The following is an 18,707-nucleotide window of genomic DNA, read 5'->3' on the forward strand; positions in this document are numbered from 1 at the left end:
CCTGATGGCCGCCTCTGAACGCAGCCGTCCGAGCCTCTTCTGGCCGCTCGCGGTGATCGTCATCCCGCTGGTGTCCCTGCTGGCGAAGATCACCGTCACCCACCCCGAGAAACTGCCGCGCACGGGGTCGTTCGTGCTGGCGCCGAACCACTACTCGGAGTTCGACCCGCTGATCGTCGCGATCGCCGTGTTCCGCACCGGACGACTGCCGCGGTTCATGGCGAAGGACAGCCTGTTCCGGGTGCCCGTGCTCGGCTGGATCCTGCGCAGGACGGGGATGATCCCCGTCGCGCGGGCCTCGTCAGCATCCGCCGCGAAGCAGACGCTCAGGCAGTCGCGAGAGCTGGTCGAGAACGGCCGCGGGGTGATCGTGTACCCCGAGGGCACCCTGACCCGGGACCCCGGCATGTGGCCCATGCGCGGAAAGTCCGGTGCGGTGCGACTCGCGCTCACCGGCGACATCCCGCTCATCCCGATGGCGCAGTGGGGCACGCAGCAGATCATGGGGCGCTACCAGAAGGGGCTCAGCCTCTGGCCGCTTCGCAAGCCCGTCCGTGTGCTGATCGGCGACCCGGTGGATCTGTCCGATCTGCGTGGCCGCGCGGGCGAGCCCGGCGTGCTGAACATCGCGACCGAGCGACTGATGGCGGCCATCACCGAGCTGCTCGAAGAGCTGCGCGGCGAGGAGGCGCCCGAGAAGCGCTGGAACCCGGGCGACCACGGGCAGAAGGAGACGGGCCGTCTTGATCCATAAGCGCACACTGCAGCCCTCCGGTGTCCGCGCGGCCGTCGTCGGCGCGGGCAGCTGGGGCACCACCTTCGGCAAGATCCTCTCCGACGGCGGCGCCCAGGTCACCATGTGGGCCCGGCGTCCCGAGCTCGCCCACGAGATCGACGAGGCGAAGCGCAATTCGAAGTACCTGCCCGGCATCAACCTGCCGCGCAGCATGCGGGCGACGCACGAGCTCGCCCACGCTCTCGACGGCGCGGAGCAGGTGTACCTGTCGGTGCCGAGCCAGACCCTGCGTGAGAACCTCAAGGCGCTCCGCCCGCTGCTCGACGGTCGCGACATCCCGATCGTCAGCCTGATGAAGGGCGTCGAGCGCTCATCGGGGCTGCGGATGAGCCAGGTCATCGAGCAGGAGCTGCGCTGCGATCCGGATCGGATCGCCGTGGCATCCGGACCCAATCTCGCGCTCGAGATCGCGCGTGAGCAGCCGACCGCGGCCGTCATCGCCTCCGGCAGCCAGGAGACGGCGGATGCCGTGGCGCGCACCGCCCGCAACCGCTACTTCCGCTCGTTCGTGAACACCGACGTGATCGGCACCGAGTTCGGCGGCGTGCTGAAGAATCTCATCGCCGTCGCGATCGGGATCGTCGACGGCGTCGGATACGGCGAGAACACCAAGGCGTCGATCATCACCCGCGGCCTGGTCGAGATGACCGACTTCGCCGTGGCGAACGGCGCGCGTCCCGAGACGCTGCAGGGTCTCGCGGGTCTCGGCGACCTCATCGCGACGTGCCAGTCACCGCTCAGCCGCAACAACACCGCCGGCCGGCTGCTCGGTCAGGGATACGACTTCCACGACGTCGTGAAGCAGATGAACCAGACCGCGGAGGGCCTGGCGTCGGTCGCCCCGATCCTTCAGCTCGCGCACGAGTCCGAAGTGCACATGCCCATCGTGGAGCAGGTGAAGATGGTGCTGGACGGGCGCATGGACCCGCGCGACATCGCACCGCACCTCACCACCGACGACGACACTCCCCAGGAGGAGACGACCAAACATGGACAAGCAGACGGTGGTGGTGCTCTTCGGCGGGCGTTCCAGCGAGCATTCGATCAGCTCCGCAACGGCGGGCGGGGTGCTCGCGGCGATTGACCGCGATCGCTACGACGTGATCCCGGTCGGGATCACCCGCGACGGCGCTTTCGTGCTCGAGCAGGACGACCCGGCGAAGTTCGCCCTCGACGCCGCCCGCATGCCCGAGGTGCTCGACAACGGCACACGCATCCGCTGGCCGGAGGCCGGCGGCGACCGTCGGCTGCGCGTCGTCGCGCCCGATGACTCGCTGGTCGATCTGGGCGCCGTCGACGTGGTGCTGCCGATCCTGCACGGCACGCACGGCGAGGACGGCACCATCCAGGGATTCCTCGACATCCTCGAGATCCCCTACGCCGGCGGCGGCGTGCTCGATTCCGCCATGTGCATGGACAAGCACTTCATGAAGGTGGCACTCGAGTCCGACGGCATCGCCGTCGCCCCGTGGGTCACGGTGCGACAGCGCGCCTGGCAGCGGGACTCGGCATCCCTGCGGGCGGCGATCGCCGAGCTGGGACTGCCGCTGTTCGTGAAACCCGCCCGAGCGGGATCCAGCGTGGGCGTGTCGAAGGTCGAGAGCCTCGGTGGGCTCGACGCGGCTCTCGAGATCGCCTTCGCGGAGGACGAGAAGGTGCTCGTCGAGACGGGGATCGTCGGCCGGGAGATCGAGGTTGCGATCCTCGAGAGCGCCGACGGCGTGCGCGCATCGCTGCCGGGGGAGATCGTGCTCACCTCGCGCGGCTTCTATGACTTCGAGGGCAAGTACCTGGGCGGCGACGGGGTCGACGTCGTCTGCCCGGCCGAGATGTCGGATGCCCAGATCGCGGCCGTGCAGCAGATCGGCGTCCGCGCCTTCGAGGCGGTCGACGGGAAGGGCCTGGCCCGCGTCGACGTGTTCCTCACCGCGGACGGCGAGATCGTCGTCAACGAGCTGAACACGATGCCCGGATTCACTCCGATCTCGATGTTCCCCAAATGCTGGATCGCCTCGGGCCTGAGCTACAGCGAGCTGATCACCGAGCTGATCGAAGGCGGTCTGCGCCGCTGACCCCGGACCCCCGCTCCTGCGCCGCCGGGTTCACCGGGCGGTACGGGGCGGAGCGCAGGTCACTCGGGCAGCTCGTCCGGCGCCGTGCAGCGGCTGTCGGCGTCGATCTCCCGCACTCCCGAGACGATCCCGGCGCTGGTGAGCACGTCGTTCGCGCTGACGATCTCGGTGTCGACGAAGACCTGCACGGCCGGGTTGCGCCCGTAGGTCGTCATCCGCATCCGCGGCGCGTCGGACTCGTCGACCAGCCAGTCGATGCCCTCCAGGGTGACGCACTGCAGATCCGCGGTCGGTCCCGGCACGGTCACACCGCAGGTCAGGATGATGCTGGTCTTGCCGTCCGCCCCGTATGCGCCGGTGGCCTGTGCATCGGTCCAACGACGGTCCTGCCCGGCCACGCTCTGCGGCAGACGCACGGTCACCTCGGCGCACTGCGGGTTGTTCGCATCCTCAGCCGGGGTGAGCGCGACCGTGGTCGAGCATCCGGTCAGAGCGAGCATCGCCGCCGCACAGGTGATCAGGGCGAGACGGCGGAGCATGATTCCAGGCTACCGTTGTCGGCATGGCATCCGCTTCCGACGACGACCCGCGCATCGGCGACATCTCGGAGGGAAGGGTGCTGCGCGCGATCCTCGCGCGCACCGCGCCGGCGTCGCACACCGTGCTCGGGCCCGGCGACGATGCGGCCGTGATCGCCGCGCCCTCCGCGTCGGTCGTCGCCACCGCCGACACTCTCGTCGAGGGCCCCGACTTCCGGCTGGCCTGGTCGAGCGGGTACGACCTCGGCTGGAAGTCCGCCGCGGTGAATCTCTCCGACATCGCTGCGATGGGCGCCGTCCCCACGGCGCTCCTCGTCTCGCTGGCCGTGCCGTCGGATACGCGGCTGTCGTTCGTCGAGGCGATGGCCGACGGATTCCGCGAGTGCTGCGCAGAACTGGCGCCCGGATGCTCCGTCGTCGGCGGCGACCTCACCGTCTCGGAGCTGCTGGTCATCGCCGTCACAGCCCTGGGCGATCTCGACGGCCGCACGGTGGTCACTCGGGCGGGCGCCCGGCCGGGCGACGTCGTCGCCCTCGCCGGCGAGCTCGGTGTGGCCGCGGCGGGGCTCGGGCTGCTCTTCGCGCGCTTCCGCGACGGCACGACGCCGGTCGGCGTCGATCGCTCGGCACTGGATGCCGCCCAGCAGCGCGCCCTGGATCGCCAACTGCGCCCCGTGCCGCCGCTGGCGCTCGGGCCGGCCGCGGCGGGTGCGGGAGCCACGGCCATGATGGACGTCTCCGATGGCCTGGCACTGGACGCATCGCGCCTCGCCGATGCATCCGACGTCACGATCGACCTCTCCGGGGTCGCCCTGGACGCCCTCGCGTTCGGGGGAGACCGCGGACGAGCACTCGGCGGGGGAGAGGACCATGGTCTGCTGGCGACGTTCCCCGCGGGTGCGCTGCCCGACGGCTTCGCGCGCATCGGCACCGTCATCGCCCGCAGCGGCGACTCGCTGCTCGTCGACGGCGAGCCCGTCACGCGGGCGGGCTGGGATCCGTACCGGGACTGGGATCACAGCCGATAGCGCCTTCCGGCGCGAGCTCAGCCGGAGCGGGCCGGCTCCGCCCACCACACCCTGGTGTCGCCGTAGGTCTTCTCGCGCAGCAGCGAGAGGCCGGCGGCATCGAGGTCGGGGGCGGTCGCCCGCCTGCCCCGCTCGATCACGACCACGGCATCCGGTGAGAGCAGTGGTGCCAGCGCGACGAGGTCGGCCGTCATCGCCGCGTCGTCAAGGTCGTAGGGCGGGTCGGTGAACACCAGGTCGAACGGACCCTGCGCGCGGGACAGATACGAGCGGACGGCGCTCTGATGCACCTTCGTCGCCGCCGACCTGGCCATCGCCTTGGCGACCACCGCCGCGTTGCGTCCGACCACGTTCGCCGCCGAGCGCGAGATCTCCACGAGATCGACATGCACAGCGCCCCGACTCCACGCCTCCAACCCGAGCGCGCCACTGCCCGCGTAGAGATCGAGTACGCGGGCACCGTCGACGGCATCCATCGACTCGAGTGCGCCGAAGAGCGACTCGCGCACACGGTCGCTGGTCGGGCGGGTGCCGGTGCCCGGCACGTCCAGGCGTGCGCCGCGAGCGGCGCCGGCGATGATCCTCGTCACCCGATCACGATACGACACGGCCGTCGATGTCTCCGTCTCTCCCTAGACTCGAACCATGCCCTTCGCGCTCGACACGCCGCTGACCACCGCCGTCGGCGCGTCCACGGCCAAGACGCTCGAGAAGGCCTTCGGCATGACCACCGTCGCCGACCTGCTCGGGCACTACCCCCGTCGCTACGCCGACCGGGGCGAGCTCACGCCGATCCTCGAGCTGCCGATCGGCGAGACAGTCACGATCGTGGGCGAGGTCGTCTCGGCCACCGCCCGCGAGATGCGCAACCGCCGCGGCGCGATGCTCGAGGTCGTCATCGGCGACGGCGTCGGCCAGATGTCGCTGACGTTCTTCGCGAAGAACATGGGTCAGGCGGAGTGGCGCAGGAAGGAGCTGTCGGTCGGTCGGCGCGGGATCTTCTCGGGCAAGGTCGGGATGTTCAAGGACAGGGTGCAGTTCACCCACCCCGACTATCAGCTCTTCGACGACACCGAGAGCGCGTACCGGCAGGCCGATGCGATGCAGGACGTGCCGATCCCGATCTATCCGGCGACATCCGCGATGCAGAGCTGGCAGATCGCGAAGGTGATCGGCGCGGTGCTCGATCAGGTCGGCGGCATCCCCGATCCGCTGTCCGACGACATCCGCGCACGCGAGGGTCTGCTGACCGCCCAGCAGGCGCTGGACTGCATCCACCGGCCCCGACGCCGTGCAGACGTCGAGCCGGCGGTGCGCACCCTGCGCATGCACGAGGCGCTGGTGCTGCAGACGGCGCTGCTGCAGCAGCGCATCCAGGTGCGCGCCCTGACCGCCACTCCGCGCACGGCGCGCCCCGGCGGGCTGCTCGAGCGCTTCGACGCCACGCTGCCGTTCACCCTGACGCCCGACCAGCAGCGCGTCGGCGCCGAGATCGCCGCCGACCTCGCCGCCGATCGGCCGATGAACCGGCTCATCCAGGGCGAGGTGGGCTCGGGAAAGACGCTGGTCGCGCTGAGGGCGATGCTGCAGACGGCCGAATCCGGGGGACAGGCGGCGCTCATCGCGCCGACCGAGGTGCTCGCCGCGCAGCATCTGCGTTCGATCACGAAGATGCTCGGTCCAGACATGGCGGCCGAGCTGATCCCGACCCTGCTCACCGGGCAGATGCCGGCTCCGGCGCGACGCAAGGCTGCACTGCGCGTGGCATCCGGGCAGTCGCTGATCGTGATCGGCACCCACGCGCTGCTCTCGGAGAAGACGACCTTCGCCGATCTCGCCCTCGTGGTCGTCGACGAGCAGCACCGCTTCGGCGTCGAGCAGCGCGAGATGCTGCGCGCGAAGGGCACCGCCCCGCACGCGATCGTGCTGACGGCGACACCCATCCCGCGCACCGTCGCCATGACCGTGTTCGGTGACCTCGACACCTCGGTGATCCGCTCGATGCCCGCCGGACGCGCCGGCATACAGACCCATGTGGCGCCGCTGGCAGAGCACCCCGAGTGGTTCCAGCGGGTGTGGGCGCGTGCCGCCGAGGAGATCGCCGACGGCCGGCAGGTCTTCGCCGTCTGCGCGGCGATCGACACGGCGAAGGACTCGCTCGAATCCGGCGATGAGCCACCACCCGACGTCGATGGCAAGGGGCCGCGCTGGGGGGTCGTGCAGCTGGATGAGATCCTGGCGACGCATCCCGTGCTCGGCGGGGTGCGTCGAGCGGTGCTGCACGGCAAGATGCCGGCCGACGAGAAGGACGCGGTGATGCGCGCGGTGGCGCGCGGCGAGATCGACCTGCTCATCGCCACCACCGTGATCGAGGTCGGCGTCGACGTTCCCAACGCGTCGACCATGGTGATCATGGACGCCGATCGATTCGGCGTCTCTCAGCTGCACCAGCTGCGCGGCCGGGTGGGGCGAGGCGAGCATCCGGGTCTCTGTCTGCTCGTCACTGAGGCGGAGGGCGGATCCGTCGCCCGCGAGCGGGTCGAGGCCGTCGCTGCGACGCTCGACGGGTTCGAGCTGGCCGAGGTCGACCTGGAGCTGCGTGGCGAGGGAGACGTGCTGGGGGCCGCGCAGGCCGGCGTGAAGTCCTCGCTGCGGCTGCTGCGCGTGGTGAAGGATGCCGGGCTCATCGCGTACGCCCGCGACATCGCGGCCGACATCCTGCGCGATGACCCGATGCTGCTCGAGCACCCTGGTCTTCGCGTCGCGATCGCGGGCCGCGTGAGCGAATCCGACCGGGCGGCGCTCAGCAAGAACTGAGGGTGCGGTGCCCTAGGCTGAAGGCGTGAATTCTCGGATCGCCGTCGTTCCCGGATCGTTCGACCCGCCCACCCTGGGTCATCTCGATGTGATCTCTCGCGCCGCTCGCCTGTACGACGAGCTGCACGTGCTCGTGGTGCACAACCCGGGCAAGGAGGCGATGCTCCCCATCGCCCAGCGTCTGAGCCTGCTCGAGCAGTCCATCGCCGAGGCCGGCGTCGAGGGGCACATCATCGTCGGCTCCTGGAGCATGGGGCTGCTGGTCGACTACGCTCGCGACGTCGACGCCGGGGTGCTGGTCAAGGGCATCCGCTCGCAGGTCGATGTCGCGTACGAGTCGCCGATGGCGATCGTGAACCGCCACCTCGCCGACATCGAGACGGTCTTCCTGCTGCCCGACCCTGCGCACGCGTTGGTGTCGAGCTCGCTGGTGCGTCAGGTCGCGGCCCTGGGCGGCGACGTCTCGCCGTTCGTCCCGCCCGTCGTCGCCTCGTTCCTCGACACCGGAGCCCGCGGGCTATGAGGCGGGTAGCATAGCGGGGTGAAGTCCCGAGTCAACGGCCCCTTCTTCCTTCCTGTCCGCGACATCGTCCGCAAGCCGGGAGAGATGCGCGAGCATCACTACGAGGTGACCCTTGCCGAGAAATGGGGTGAGGGCATCGTCGCGGTCGAAGCCGGCGAGACGCTCGACCTCGACGTGCGTCTCGAGTCGGTGCACGAAGGCATCCTCGTGTCGGGAACCGCGGATTCGCAGTACTCCGGAGAGTGCGGCCGGTGCCTCACAGAGATCTCTGCGCCCGTCGAAGTCGAGTTCCAGGAGCTTTTCGCGTATCCTGGTGAGGAGGAAACTGACTTCGAAGTTCAAGACGACCACGTGGATCTTGAAACTCTGGTCAGGGATGCGATCGTGTTGTCGCTTCCATTCCAGCCGGTGTGTCAGCCGGACTGCCCGGGTCTCGACCCGAACACGGGTGAGAGGCTGACCGAGAGCGCCGGTGCAGAGAGCCCTGCTCCCATCGATCCTCGGTGGAGCGCGCTCCGACAGATCACAGACCAGGACGGTGCGGCAGAGAGCCGTGCCGCCGAGAAAGAAGAGAGCTAGTCATGGCTGGTAACCCCCCGAAGCGCAAGGTCTCCCGTTCGAACACCCGCTCGCGCCGCGCGCAGTGGAAGGCCGAGGCTCCCGCGCTGGTCAAGACCGTCGAGAACGGCAAGGTCGTCTACAGCCGCCCGCACCAGGCGAAGGTCGTCACCGACTCGCAGGGCACCGAGCTGTTCCTCGAGTACAAGGGCCGCAAGGTCGCCGACATCTGATCGGATCGGTCATGACCGAGATCCTCGCCGGGCGAGCCTCGCTGGTCGAGAAGCTCGACGTCGACATCGATCCTGAGCTGCTGGAACGCGCGCTCACGCACCGTTCCTACGCGTACGAGCACGGCGGCATCCCGCACAACGAGCGCCTCGAGTTCCTCGGGGACTCGGTGCTCGGGCTCGCCGTGACCGTGATGCTGTTCACCACGCATCCCGACCTCGACGAGGGCGAGCTGGCCAAGCGACGCGCGAGCGTCGTCTCGACGGTCGCTCTCGCCGAGGTCGCTCGCGCCATCGGCCTCGGCAAGCATCTGCGCCTCGGCCGTGGCGAGGAGCACACGGGAGGGCGTGACAAGGACTCGATCCTCGCGGACACCATGGAGGCCGTCTTCGGCGCGACCTTCCTGTCGGCCGGGCCGGACGCCGCCACCGAGCTGGTGCTGCGCCTGACCGAGCCGCTGCTGGCCGACCCCGAGCGCTACGGCGCCGCGATGGATCCGAAGACGAGCCTGCAGGAGCTCGCCGCCCGCACGGGTGCGACACCCCCGGTGTACTCGATTGAGTCGGCCGGGCCCGACCACGACCGCGTCTTCACGGCGACGGTGCGTGTCGGCGATCTGGCGTGCACCGGAGTCGGCACGAGCAAGAAGACCGCCGAGATGGCTGCCGCTCTCACGGCGTGGCGCGAACTCAGCGACCGGGTCTGACCGGGCGTGCCCGAGCTTCCCGAAGTCGAGGTCGTCCGTCACGGTCTCGCCCCGGCCGTCACCGACGCCCGGATCGTGTCGGTCGACGTGCTCGACGAGCGTGCCCTCACCAGGCATCCGCTGGACGCAGCCGACTTCGTCGGCCGTCTGGAAGGGCGCGACGTGCGGGGCGCCGCCCGGCGTGGCAAGTTCCTCTGGCTGCCGCTGGACGACACCGCCGCGGAGTCGGAAGCTCTCGTCGCGCACCTCGGCATGAGCGGGCAGATGCTGCTGCGCGATCCGGATGCCCCGCTCGAACGCCATGAGCGCGTGCGGATGCGCATCGAGCATCCGCGTCACGGAATGCTCGCCGTGGTCTTCGCCGATCAGCGCACCTTCGGATCGCTCGCCGTCGATCGTCTGCTGCCCACACCGGATGCCGCGCCCGGCGGCCACGGCACTGACGATCCGCTGGTGCCCTCCCAGGTCGCGCACATCGCCCGCGATCCGCTCGACCCCGCCTTCGACGAGCGGGGCGTGATCGACCGGGTGCGCCGGCGCTCCAGTGCCATCAAGCGCATCCTGCTCGACCAGTCACTGGTCAGCGGGATCGGCAACATCTACGCCGACGAGTCGCTGTGGGCAGCGCGCATCCACCCCGAGACGCACGGCACCGCCCTGTCGGTGCAGGCGCTGCGCCGGCTGTTCGCCGAGGTCCGTCTCGTGCTCGAGAAGGCGCTGGCCGAGGGCGGCACGAGCTTCGACGCGCAGTACGTCAATGTGAACGGGCAGGCCGGGTACTTCGCGCACTCGCTGAACGCGTACGGGCGCGGGGATCAGGCGTGCCCGCGCTGCGGCGGATCCATCCGTCGCGAGGCGTTCATGAACCGCTCGAGTCACTACTGCCCGCGCTGCCAGCGCAGGCGCTGAGCCCGACGGTCACTCCGCCGGACGGTCGATGGCGAACGCCAGGTGGGGCATGTCCACACCGCGGTAGTGCTTGATGAAGCGTCCCCGCACCGTCATTCCCAGCCGGATCGCGACGTTCATCGAGGCGATGTTCGTGTCGCGCACCTGCGCCCACACGCGGTCGGCACCGAGGGCCGTGAAAGCATGGTCACGGCATCCGGTCGCCGCCTCTGTGGCGTAGCCGCGGTGCCAGTGCGCGCGGTCGAAGAGGTAGCCGACCTCGATCACGTCCTCCCCGAGGATGTGCTGCCTGGTCAGCCCGCACTGGCCGATCATCTCTCCGGACTCGCGAAGCACCACCGCCCAGAGTCCGAACCCGTCGTCGCGGTAGCGCTCGCGCATCCGTCGAAGCCAGGCCTGCACCATCTGCTCGTCGAACGCGCCTTCGTAGGCGGTCATGGTGTCGTCGTCCTGCAGGATGGCGCGAAGGGCCGGCAGGTCGTCCTCGGTCAGTTCACGCAGGTCGAGACGTCTTGTGTGCAGGATCATCAGGCCAGCTTCTTCTGCCAGGCGCCCGCATACGAGGCGGGCGCGAAGCCCATCGCTTCGTTGATGTCGAGCATCGGCCGGTTCTCCTCGGCGTTGAACGTGGTGATCCGCGGCGAGCCCGGCGCGATGCCGCGCCAGCGCAGGATGTTGGCGCACTTCACGATCTGCCCCAGTCGGTGTCCGCGGTGCTCCTTGAGCACCAGCGTGCAGTACTGGTGCGTGACGCCAGTCGGATCGGTGCCGGTCACGAGCTCGTTGAACGCGGCGAGCGTTCCGGTCGGCACGTGCTCGACTGCGGCGACCGAGACGGTCTGGCCGCCCTCGACGAACCGTGCGTCGCGCCGCGCGATCCGATCGGCGTCCCAGGTTTCCTCGTCCACCTCGAGCTCTCCGCTGGGCGCGTCCGTCGACATGCGCGACAGCGCCCAGGCGTATCCCGAGCGCAGCTCGGGCGGGGTGGGAACGGTCCACTCCACGAGTCGGTACTCGGCGCCGGCGACGGCGAGCGCGTCGGCGAGCATCCTCTCGATCGGCGCCAGGTCGCCGTGCAGATCGAAAGCGCTGTTGCGCTCCACCTGCTCGAGGGTGAAGCCGTCATCGACGAGCAGCTGTGCGAGCGGGGTGCGCGACACCCGACCCCATCCGGTCCTCGGAACCAGCGGGGCGTCGCCGGGGTCGGGGCGGTGCAGCGTCCAGGTCTGGATCACCTTGCGTCCGAGCGCGCGCACCTCCTTCTCGGCAGCGGCGAGCAGAGCCTGCTCGATACCGCGCCCCCAGTTCGCGGGCATGACCATCAGGTCGATCTCGGCGCTCGTGGGCTCGGCGGTGGCGTGGGTGACGGTCACCGCGCCGACGATCTCGCCGTCCTCGCGGGCGAGCAGCGTCCGCTGTACGTAGTCGGTCGTCGCACGCCAGTGCGGCAGCATCTCCTCCGCAGTGGTACCCAGGTCGTGCAATCCCGTGTCGCTGAGGCAGATGGCGTTGTTCAGCGCGACGAAGGTGTGGAAGTCCGCCGCGTCGGGAGCGTCCAGCGCTTCCGGAACGGTCAGTGCGGTGATGGACAGTGCGGCCGTGCCGGTCGGCGTCGTGCTCATGCGAGGTCCTTTCTCCAGGCGCCCTCGTAGGCGATCGGGGCGAAGCCGATGGCTTCGTTGATGGAGAGCATCGGCCGGTTCTCCTCGGCGTTCCATGTGGTGACTCGGGGCGAGAGCGGATGTCGGTCGCGCCAGGCGAGCAGGCCAGCCGTCTTCACGAGCATCCCGAGTCGGTATCCGCGATGCTCGGCGAGCACGAGGGTGTCGAACTGGTGCGTGCCCGCGGAGTCGTCCTGCCCGATGGCGAGCTCGTTGAATGCGCAGAGCTCGCCGGTGGCGACGTGCTGCGCCGCGGTGACGAGAAGCGTCCAGCCGCGCTGCGTCAGTCGCGACTCCTCTCGGCGCAGGCGATCGGCGTCCCAGATCTCCTCCGGCATGCCGAGCTGCCCATCGGGCACGTCGGTCGACATGCGCGACTTCATCCAGGCGTAGCCGTCGACATACTCGTCCGGTGTCGGCATCGCCCACTGCACGACGCGGTAGGCAGTGGCGTGCGCCGCGGCACCGTCGCGCAGATCGCCCAGGCGCTTCGCGGTGCTCTCGTCCCAGATCAGTGCGCTCCCGCGTTCGACCTGCTCCAGCCGGAAGCCGGTGCACTGCAGGAAGCGCGCCGTGCGATCGAGGGGAGCGCACCCGGCACCGGTCGGCGAGTCGATCCTCGGCAGCGGCGTCGCCTCGTCGTGGTGCTCCGACCAGTTGAGCAGCTTGCGCACCCCCGCATCGCGTGCCGCCTGCTCGACCACAGCGTATGCGGCCGGTCCGATACCGCGGCCCCACGCGCGGCGGAGCAGAGCGACGGTCACGAATCCGGTCTCACCGCCGTCGTCGCGCAGGATGTCGAGCGCGCAGCGCCCGACAGCGTCGCCGTCGAGTTCGATCGTCCAGTGACGTCGGTCGCGGTCGGGGGTGGGGGAGAGCGTCGAGAGCAGTTCGGACGCGGTGAGGCAGTCGTCATCGCGACCGGTGGTCTCGATGAGCAGCTCGTTGCGCACGGCTGCGTAGGCACGCACTGCGGAGGACGGCCCCGCGTCCGCTCGGGCGGAGAGCTCGAGCGGACGCAGGGTCGCACCGGCGGGAAGGGAGATGCTCATCATCGGCCTTTCAGAGAATGTTGCGCTGCAGGCCCCAGACCAGCAGGTTGATCGCCTCGGTCTCGCGGATCGGCCGGCGGTCGAGATCCGGGATCGCGGAGGGGGCGGTCGCACGGACCCGAGTGCTGCGCTTCAGCAGCCAGAGTCCGATTCGGAAGGAGAGCCGGTCGGCCGCCGTCAGGCGCTGCAGACCGTCTCGGTCGGGGATGCTGATGGTCTGACGACCCTCGGGATCCGGCGGATGGATGGATGTCGATTGCTGCCGGTAATCGGTCAGCAGAACGGTGCTCACGATGTGTGCGCTTTCTGTTGGGATGGCTGGGCGAAGCCACCGCCGCGGACGGCGGGGTCGACGCCCGGGGACGCAGCATCGCGAACGGACCGGCCGACACGCAGTTCGGCCGAGATGTCAGGATGCTGACGGGCGTGGCCCGCGATGCGGGCGGGCGTCGGCTGCCGGGAAGGCGGCGACGGCGATCATCGATCAGACGCACAGAGGCGTCAGAGAGATCGGGAGAGGCGGGGCGGTTCTAGCCCTGAGAACGGGCGAAGGTCACCGACATGGCGGCGCGTGGCGCACGCATCGGCGACGTGGTGAAGAACCATGCGTCGTTGTTGTTCGTGATCATCGGTGACCTCCTCTCTTGTGATCGGAGGACACGCTAGTGAAGTTTCACAGCCCGCGTCAAGCATTTCCTTTCGACGCGGCGTGTCGCGATCGGCGCCGGTGGCGTCAGAACCCGGCGAGAACGGCGCGGAATCCGCGTCGTTCCGGTCGATCTCCGGTAGCGTCTCACCCGTGGACCCCCTGACCCCGAAGGCGCCGGCATGCATCTGAAGAGCCTCACGCTCAAGGGCTTCAAGTCGTTCGCGCAGCCCACCTCCTTCGTGTTCGAGCCCGGGGTCACCTGCATCGTCGGACCGAACGGATCGGGCAAGTCGAACGTCGTCGACGCCCTCGCCTGGGTGATGGGGGAGCAGGGGGCCAAGACGCTTCGCGGCGGCAAGATGGAGGACGTCATCTTCGCCGGCACCTCCACGCGCGGACCGCTGGGTCGTGCCGAGGTGCAGCTCACGATCGACAACACCGACGGCGCTCTGCCGATCGACTACGCCGAGGTGACCATCAGTCGCACGTTGTTCCGGAGCGGATCCAGCGAGTACGCCATCAACGGCTCCAGCTGTCGTCTGCTCGATGTGCAGGAGCTGCTCAGCGACTCGGGGCTGGGGCGCGAAATGCACGTCATCGTCGGACAGGGGCGCCTCGACACCGTTCTGCAGGCCTCGCCAGAGGATCGTCGTGGCTTCATCGAAGAGGCGGCCGGCATCCTGAAGCACCGTCGACGCAAGGAGAAGACGGTCCGCAAGCTCGAGGCGATGGAGACGAACCTCACCCGCCTCAGCGACCTCGCGGGCGAGATCCGCCGACAGCTGAAACCGCTGGGCAGGCAGGCCGAGATCGCCCGGGAGGCGCAGACCATCGCCGCCGTCGTGCGGGATGCCAAGGCGCGACTGTTCGCCGACGACGTCGTCGCCCTTCGCAGCGCCCTCGCGGACCACACTCGCACCGAACACGAGCGGCACACCGAGCGTCTCGTGCTGTCGGAGCAGGCCGAAGGGGTGCGCGCGGGCATCCAGCGGCTGGAGCAGCAGCAGAACTCGGCTGCCGTCGACCGCGCGCGCAGCGTCGCGTTCGCGCTCGAGCAGGTTCAGGAGCGCGTGCGCAGTCTGTACACCCTCGCCAACCAGCGACTCGCCCTGCTGGGCAGCGAAGACGACGATGCCGTCACCGCGATCACCGTCACGCAGGACACGATCGACGAGGCGGCAGACGAGGTCACGCGCATCTCGGAAGGGCTCGGCGATGCACAGGATGCTGCGGTCGCAGCCAGCCGTGAGGTCGTGAACGCTCGCGCAGAGCTGGACACACTCGATGTCGGCATCGCCGAGCAGAGCGCGCTGGTCTCGCAGTACGACATGCGCCTCAACACGCTGCGCGGCAACGCCGACGCGGCCGCATCGGCGCTTGCCGCCGTGCGCGGCGCGGTGCGGCGCCAGGAGCAGGCTCTCGAATCCGCCCACCAGCGCCGCCGGGAAGCGGCCGAGGCACTGGAGGCGATCGACGAGACGCATGCGCCGGAGGGGTCGGCAGCCGAATTCGCCGCCGCGTACGAAGCGGCGCAGAAGGAGGTCACGGCTGCAGAAGCCGAGCGCGATTCCCTGCGCGAGAGGCTGCATGAGGCCGAACGCGAAGCCGATTCGCTGACCGCGAAGGCTGCGGCGCTGACGAGCGCCCTGTCGCTGTCGGGCGGCGCGGCCGAGATCGTGGCATCCGGCGCCGCCGGGGTGCGCGGGCTCGTGGGCGACGCCGTGCAGGTGCGCGCGGGCTTCGAGGGCGCGATCGCGGCGGTTCTCGGGCCACTCGCCGAGGGCGTGCTGGTCGACAGCCCGGACCACGCCTTCGCGCTTGTCGCAGAGGGCGCTCGAGGGACGGTCGACGTCGTGATCGCCGAGGGGACGGTGCCCGCGGATGCGACCGTGCCGAACGTCGCCGGCGTCGTTGCGGCCACCGACGTCGTCGACGCGCCGCACGGCGTGCGCGGCCTCCTCGCCACGGTGCTGATCGCCGACGACCTCGATGCGGCACGCGCGGGCAGGGCGGCGCTGGACGCGCTCGGTGATGACAGGGCGACCATCGTGACGAAGAACGGCGAGGTCATCACCGCGCACACGCTGCGCGGCGGCTCGGGTGAGACGTCGCGTCTGGAACTCGCCGCTGAGCGCGACGCTGCGGCGGAGCGCCTCGCCGAGGTGCGCACGGTGGTCGACGCGCTGCGCGAAGCGCGCGTCGATGCCACCGACCGCGTCGAGACCGCACGGCGCGTGTCGAAGGACGCGCTGCGCGCCCTGCGCGAGCATGACGCGGCCTTGGCCAACCATGCCGAGCAGGTCAACCGGGTGACGGTGCAGCACGAGGCCGCGGCCGCGGAGTGCGCTCGTCTGGAGTCGAGTCTCGCGCAGGCGCAGTCCGCCGTCGCGGACGCCGAGCAGAAGGCGACGGCGGCGAAAGCGGAGCTGCAGGCGGCCGAGTCGGAGCCGCGCCCGGTGCTCGACGCCTCCGCTCGCGACGGGCTTCTCGAGGCGCTGGAAGCGGCTCGAGAGGCGGAGGTGCGCGCCCGGCTCGAGATCGAGACGCTGCGTGAACGCGTGCGGGCGGCACAGGCACGGGTCGTCTCGCTGGAGCGGCAGCGCGAAAGCGAACGGGATGCCGCAGCCGAAGCAGCGCGCAGGGCGGTGATCCGCCGCGGCCAGCGCGCGGCGGCGTCGGCCGTGGCCGACGAGCTGCCGCGGGTGCTGGACTCGATCGATCGGTCCGTGACCGAGGCACGCATCGCCCTCGCGGCCGCCGAGGCTGAGCGCTCGGCTCACAACGAGGAGCTCATCGCCCTGCGCAGGCAGGAGAGCAGTCTGCGCGACCGTCTTGCGGGCCTCACCGAGAGCGTGCACGGCCTCGAGCTGCAGATCCACGAGAAGAAGCTGCACCTCGGCAGCCTTCTCGACCGGGTGGCCTCCGAGCTCGCGCTCGACGAAGATATTCTCATTGCGGAATACGGCCCCGATCAGCTGATCCCGCGCGATCCGGGCAGCACATCGGATGACGATGCGTCCGGGGAGGAGCACGAGGCCACGGGCATCCCGTTCGACCGGCGCGTGCAGGAGCGACGACTCAAGGAGGCCGAACGCAAGCTGGGGCAGCTCGGCCGGGTCAACCCGCTCGCGCTCGAGGAGTTCGCCGCGCTCGAGCAGCGGCATGCCTTCCTCACCGAGCAGCTCGCCGATCTCACGAAGACCCGGCAGGACCTGCTCACCATCATCGCCGAGCTCGACGAGCGCATGCAGACGATCTTCGCCGCCGCCTTCGAAGACACGAAGCAGGCGTTCGGCGAGGTCTTCCCCCTGCTGTTCCCCGGTGGGTCGGGCAGCATCTCGCTGACCGACCCGGACGACATGCTCACCACCGGGATCGAGGTGGCGGTGCGCCCGGTCGGCAAGAAGATCGAGCGCCTTTCGCTGCTCTCGGGCGGCGAGCGGTCGTTGGCCGCGGTCGCCCTCCTGGTCGCCATCTTCAAGGCCCGGCCGAGTCCCTTCTACATCCTCGACGAGGTCGAGGCAGCGCTCGACGACGCGAATCTCGGCCGGCTGCTCACCGTCTTCGAGCAGCTGCGCGAGAGCTCGCAGCTGCTGGTCATCACGCATCAGAAGCGCACCATGGAGATCGCCGACGCCCTGTACGGCGTATCGATGCGGCAGGACGGCGTCTCGGCAGTGGTCGGCCAGCGCGTGGGCGACCGCGCCGCGGCATCCGCCTGACCTCCGCCACCGCCTAGGCTGGAGACATGGCGGAGAAATCCTGGTCCCTCGGTCGTGCGCTGCGCGGCATGTTCGTCAAGCCCACCATCGATGAGACGACGTGGGACGACCTCGAGACGGCGTTGATCACGGCCGACTTCGGCCCCGACATCACCGAGCAGCTGCTCGACGAGCTGCGCGAGAAGGTCGGCCGCTACCGCACGACCGACCCGCGCGACCTGCAGCGCATGCTGCGCGAGACCCTCGAAGAGCGCTTCGCGAAGTTCGACACCACGCTCAAGCTGACCGAGCGCCCCGCCGTCGTGCTCGTCGTCGGCGTCAACGGCGTCGGCAAGACGACGACCATCGGCAAGTTCACGAAGTTCCTGCGCGGGTTCGAGCGCAGCGTCGTCGTCGGGGCCGCCGACACGTTCCGCGCCGCGGCCGTCGAGCAGCTCGCCACGTGGGCGCAGCGCGGGGGAGCGGCGATCGTTCGCCCGCAGCAGGAGGGCCAGGATCCGGCATCCGTCGCCTTCCAGACCGTCGAGTACGCGAAGAAACAGGGCATCGAGATCGCCATCATCGACACCGCCGGCCGGCTGCACACCAAGAGCGGCCTGATGGATGAGCTGTCGAAGGTGCGACGCGTGATCGAGAAGCAGGCGCCGATCAGCGAAGTCCTGCTCGTGCTCGATGCGACGACGGGTCAGAACGGCGTCATGCAGGCGGAGTCGTTCCTGCAGCACGCCGGGGTCACCGGCCTGGTCATCACCAAGCTCGACGGCTCCGCGAAGGGCGGCTTCGTGCTGGCTGTGCAGGAGCGCACCGGCATCCCGGTCAAGCTGCTCGGGCAGGGCGAGGGGATCGACGATCTCACCGGCTTCACCCCGCACGTGTTCGTGTCGTCGCTCGTCGGCGCGTAGGACTACCGCCGCGGCGGAGAGGCTGGTTTCATAGCGATATGGCGATCGAACACGACTATTTCGGGGTTCTCTCCTCGGGGCCCGACGGCGCCATCTTCTGGACCGAGAGGGTCGATTTCGGCGACCAGTCGGTGACGGTCGATCTCACCGCCCCCGATCAGGACGACGTCTCGATCGCCGCCCTCGACGTCGCCGCCGCGCTGATCGCCGGGATCGAGGAGCTGGATGCCGCGGTCCGCGGCGCCATGCTCACCGAGGTCGACGATCGCACCAGCGAGGTGACCGAGTACATCCTGCAGCAGCAGGAGGCGTTCGGCGACGACCTCGAGGATGTGCTCGTCGATGTCAGCGGCGACGCCGCGGTGGACATCATCCGGTCGCTGCGCCTGTCGAGCATGACGATCCTGGCCGACGAGCACGGCGGCAGCGAGCCCTTCGCGGTTCTCGAGTACGCGCTCGACGCCGACGAGACCGACGAGGTCCTGCTGGTGAACCTGGCCTCCGACGGCTCGGTGCAGTCGGTCACCAGCGCCGACTGATCC

At 69.7% G+C, this 18,707-nt stretch carries 19 protein-coding genes; 13 read left to right on the plus strand and 6 right to left on the minus strand.

From position 1 onward, the window contains the following. Window positions 1–4: 4 nt before the first annotated feature. From V2S04_RS09850 to V2S04_RS09860, 3 genes are read left to right on the plus strand one after another with little or no spacing between them, the layout of a single operon-like run. Complete coding sequence (locus V2S04_RS09850) at window positions 5–754, plus strand: lysophospholipid acyltransferase family protein (RefSeq protein ID WP_413638336.1); 750 nt, start codon at window positions 5–7, stop codon at window positions 752–754. Next, window positions 744–1,880 carry an NAD(P)H-dependent glycerol-3-phosphate dehydrogenase gene (locus V2S04_RS09855; protein WP_413638337.1) on the plus strand — a complete coding sequence of 379 codons (1,137 nt, stop codon included), beginning with the start codon at window positions 744–746 and terminating at the stop codon, window positions 1,878–1,880. The genes V2S04_RS09850 and V2S04_RS09855 overlap by 11 nt, the downstream gene beginning before the upstream one ends. Next, window positions 1,786–2,868, plus strand: coding sequence for a D-alanine--D-alanine ligase family protein (locus V2S04_RS09860; protein WP_413638338.1), 1,083 nt, complete (start codon window positions 1,786–1,788; stop codon window positions 2,866–2,868). Before V2S04_RS09855 ends, V2S04_RS09860 begins: the two co-directional genes overlap by 95 nt. Window positions 2,869–2,927: 59 nt before the next feature. Here V2S04_RS09860 and V2S04_RS09865 read toward each other — a convergent pair whose 3' ends face one another. Continuing rightward, the gene (locus tag V2S04_RS09865) at window positions 2,928–3,407 is read right to left on the minus strand and encodes a DUF3515 family protein (RefSeq protein ID WP_340086778.1); all 480 of its coding nucleotides are present in this window, start codon (window positions 3,405–3,407) and stop codon (window positions 2,928–2,930) included. A gap of 23 nt (window positions 3,408–3,430) precedes the next feature. Here V2S04_RS09865 and thiL point away from each other — a divergent pair, with 23 nt between their 5' ends. Beyond that, window positions 3,431–4,435 carry a thiamine-phosphate kinase gene (thiL, locus tag V2S04_RS09870; RefSeq protein WP_413638339.1) on the plus strand — a complete coding sequence of 335 codons (1,005 nt, stop codon included), beginning with the start codon at window positions 3,431–3,433 and terminating at the stop codon, window positions 4,433–4,435. A 17-nt stretch (window positions 4,436–4,452) separates the two neighbouring features. Here thiL and rsmD read toward each other — a convergent pair whose 3' ends face one another. After that, entirely contained in the window at window positions 4,453–5,025 is a 573-nt protein-coding gene (rsmD, locus tag V2S04_RS09875) for a 16S rRNA (guanine(966)-N(2))-methyltransferase RsmD (protein ID WP_413638340.1), read from the minus strand. Between the two features lie 55 nt (window positions 5,026–5,080). Here rsmD and V2S04_RS09880 point away from each other — a divergent pair, with 55 nt between their 5' ends. The 6 genes from V2S04_RS09880 (at window position 5,081) to mutM (ending at window position 10,179) form a co-directional block, all read left to right on the plus strand. Beyond that, window positions 5,081–7,252 carry an ATP-dependent DNA helicase RecG gene (locus tag V2S04_RS09880; protein WP_413638341.1) on the plus strand — a complete coding sequence of 724 codons (2,172 nt, stop codon included), beginning with the start codon at window positions 5,081–5,083 and terminating at the stop codon, window positions 7,250–7,252. Window positions 7,253–7,277: 25 nt separating this feature from the next. Continuing rightward, window positions 7,278–7,775 carry a pantetheine-phosphate adenylyltransferase gene (gene coaD / locus V2S04_RS09885; protein WP_413638342.1) on the plus strand — a complete coding sequence of 166 codons (498 nt, stop codon included), beginning with the start codon at window positions 7,278–7,280 and terminating at the stop codon, window positions 7,773–7,775. A gap of 84 nt (window positions 7,776–7,859) precedes the next feature. Beyond that, entirely contained in the window at window positions 7,860–8,354 is a 495-nt protein-coding gene (locus V2S04_RS09890) for a YceD family protein (RefSeq protein ID WP_099194799.1), read from the plus strand. A gap of 2 nt (window positions 8,355–8,356) precedes the next feature. Further along, window positions 8,357–8,566: a 50S ribosomal protein L32 gene (gene rpmF / locus V2S04_RS09895; protein ID WP_040165203.1), complete on the plus strand. Its 210-nt coding sequence runs from the start codon at window positions 8,357–8,359 to the stop codon at window positions 8,564–8,566. Window positions 8,567–8,577: 11 nt separating this feature from the next. Next, window positions 8,578–9,270, plus strand: coding sequence for a ribonuclease III (rnc, locus tag V2S04_RS09900; protein ID WP_413638343.1), 693 nt, complete (start codon window positions 8,578–8,580; stop codon window positions 9,268–9,270). Window positions 9,271–9,276: 6 nt separating this feature from the next. Beyond that, the gene (gene mutM, locus V2S04_RS09905) at window positions 9,277–10,179 is read left to right on the plus strand and encodes a bifunctional DNA-formamidopyrimidine glycosylase/DNA-(apurinic or apyrimidinic site) lyase (protein WP_413638344.1); all 903 of its coding nucleotides are present in this window, start codon (window positions 9,277–9,279) and stop codon (window positions 10,177–10,179) included. Between the two features lie 9 nt (window positions 10,180–10,188). On the opposite strand, the gene V2S04_RS09910 is transcribed toward mutM, so the two are convergent. From V2S04_RS09910 to V2S04_RS09925, 4 genes are read right to left on the minus strand one after another with little or no spacing between them, the layout of a single operon-like run. Then, on the minus strand, window positions 10,189–10,707 hold the full coding sequence (locus V2S04_RS09910) for a GNAT family N-acetyltransferase (RefSeq protein WP_413638345.1): 519 nt from the start codon (window positions 10,705–10,707) through the stop codon (window positions 10,189–10,191). Next, window positions 10,707–11,801: an N-acetyltransferase family protein gene (locus V2S04_RS09915; protein WP_413638346.1), complete on the minus strand. Its 1,095-nt coding sequence runs from the start codon at window positions 11,799–11,801 to the stop codon at window positions 10,707–10,709. The genes V2S04_RS09910 and V2S04_RS09915 overlap by 1 nt, the downstream gene beginning before the upstream one ends. Further along, entirely contained in the window at window positions 11,798–12,895 is a 1,098-nt protein-coding gene (locus V2S04_RS09920) for a GNAT family N-acetyltransferase (RefSeq protein WP_413638347.1), read from the minus strand. The genes V2S04_RS09915 and V2S04_RS09920 overlap by 4 nt, the downstream gene beginning before the upstream one ends. Before the next feature lie 7 nt (window positions 12,896–12,902). Then, the gene (locus V2S04_RS09925; RefSeq protein ID WP_413638348.1) at window positions 12,903–13,184 is read right to left on the minus strand and encodes a hypothetical protein; all 282 of its coding nucleotides are present in this window, start codon (window positions 13,182–13,184) and stop codon (window positions 12,903–12,905) included. Between the two features lie 536 nt (window positions 13,185–13,720). On the opposite strand from V2S04_RS09925, the gene smc reads away from it, so the two are divergent. The 3 genes from smc to V2S04_RS09940 are packed head-to-tail and all read left to right on the plus strand — an operon-like array spanning window position 13,721 to window position 18,704. After that, a complete protein-coding gene (gene smc, locus V2S04_RS09930) occupies window positions 13,721–17,263 on the plus strand; it encodes a chromosome segregation protein SMC (protein ID WP_413638349.1) in 3,543 nt (1,180 codons plus the stop codon). Window positions 17,264–17,289: 26 nt separating this feature from the next. Further along, window positions 17,290–18,165, plus strand: coding sequence for a signal recognition particle-docking protein FtsY (ftsY, locus tag V2S04_RS09935; RefSeq protein WP_413638350.1), 876 nt, complete (start codon window positions 17,290–17,292; stop codon window positions 18,163–18,165). A gap of 38 nt (window positions 18,166–18,203) precedes the next feature. Then, on the plus strand, window positions 18,204–18,704 hold the full coding sequence (locus V2S04_RS09940; protein ID WP_099194775.1) for a DUF2004 domain-containing protein: 501 nt from the start codon (window positions 18,204–18,206) through the stop codon (window positions 18,702–18,704). Window positions 18,705–18,707 lie beyond the last annotated feature (3 nt).

The organism is Microbacterium sp. OR21 (assembly GCF_047306785.1).
In the GTDB taxonomy this organism is placed as follows: domain Bacteria; phylum Actinomycetota; class Actinomycetes; order Actinomycetales; family Microbacteriaceae; genus Microbacterium; species Microbacterium esteraromaticum_E.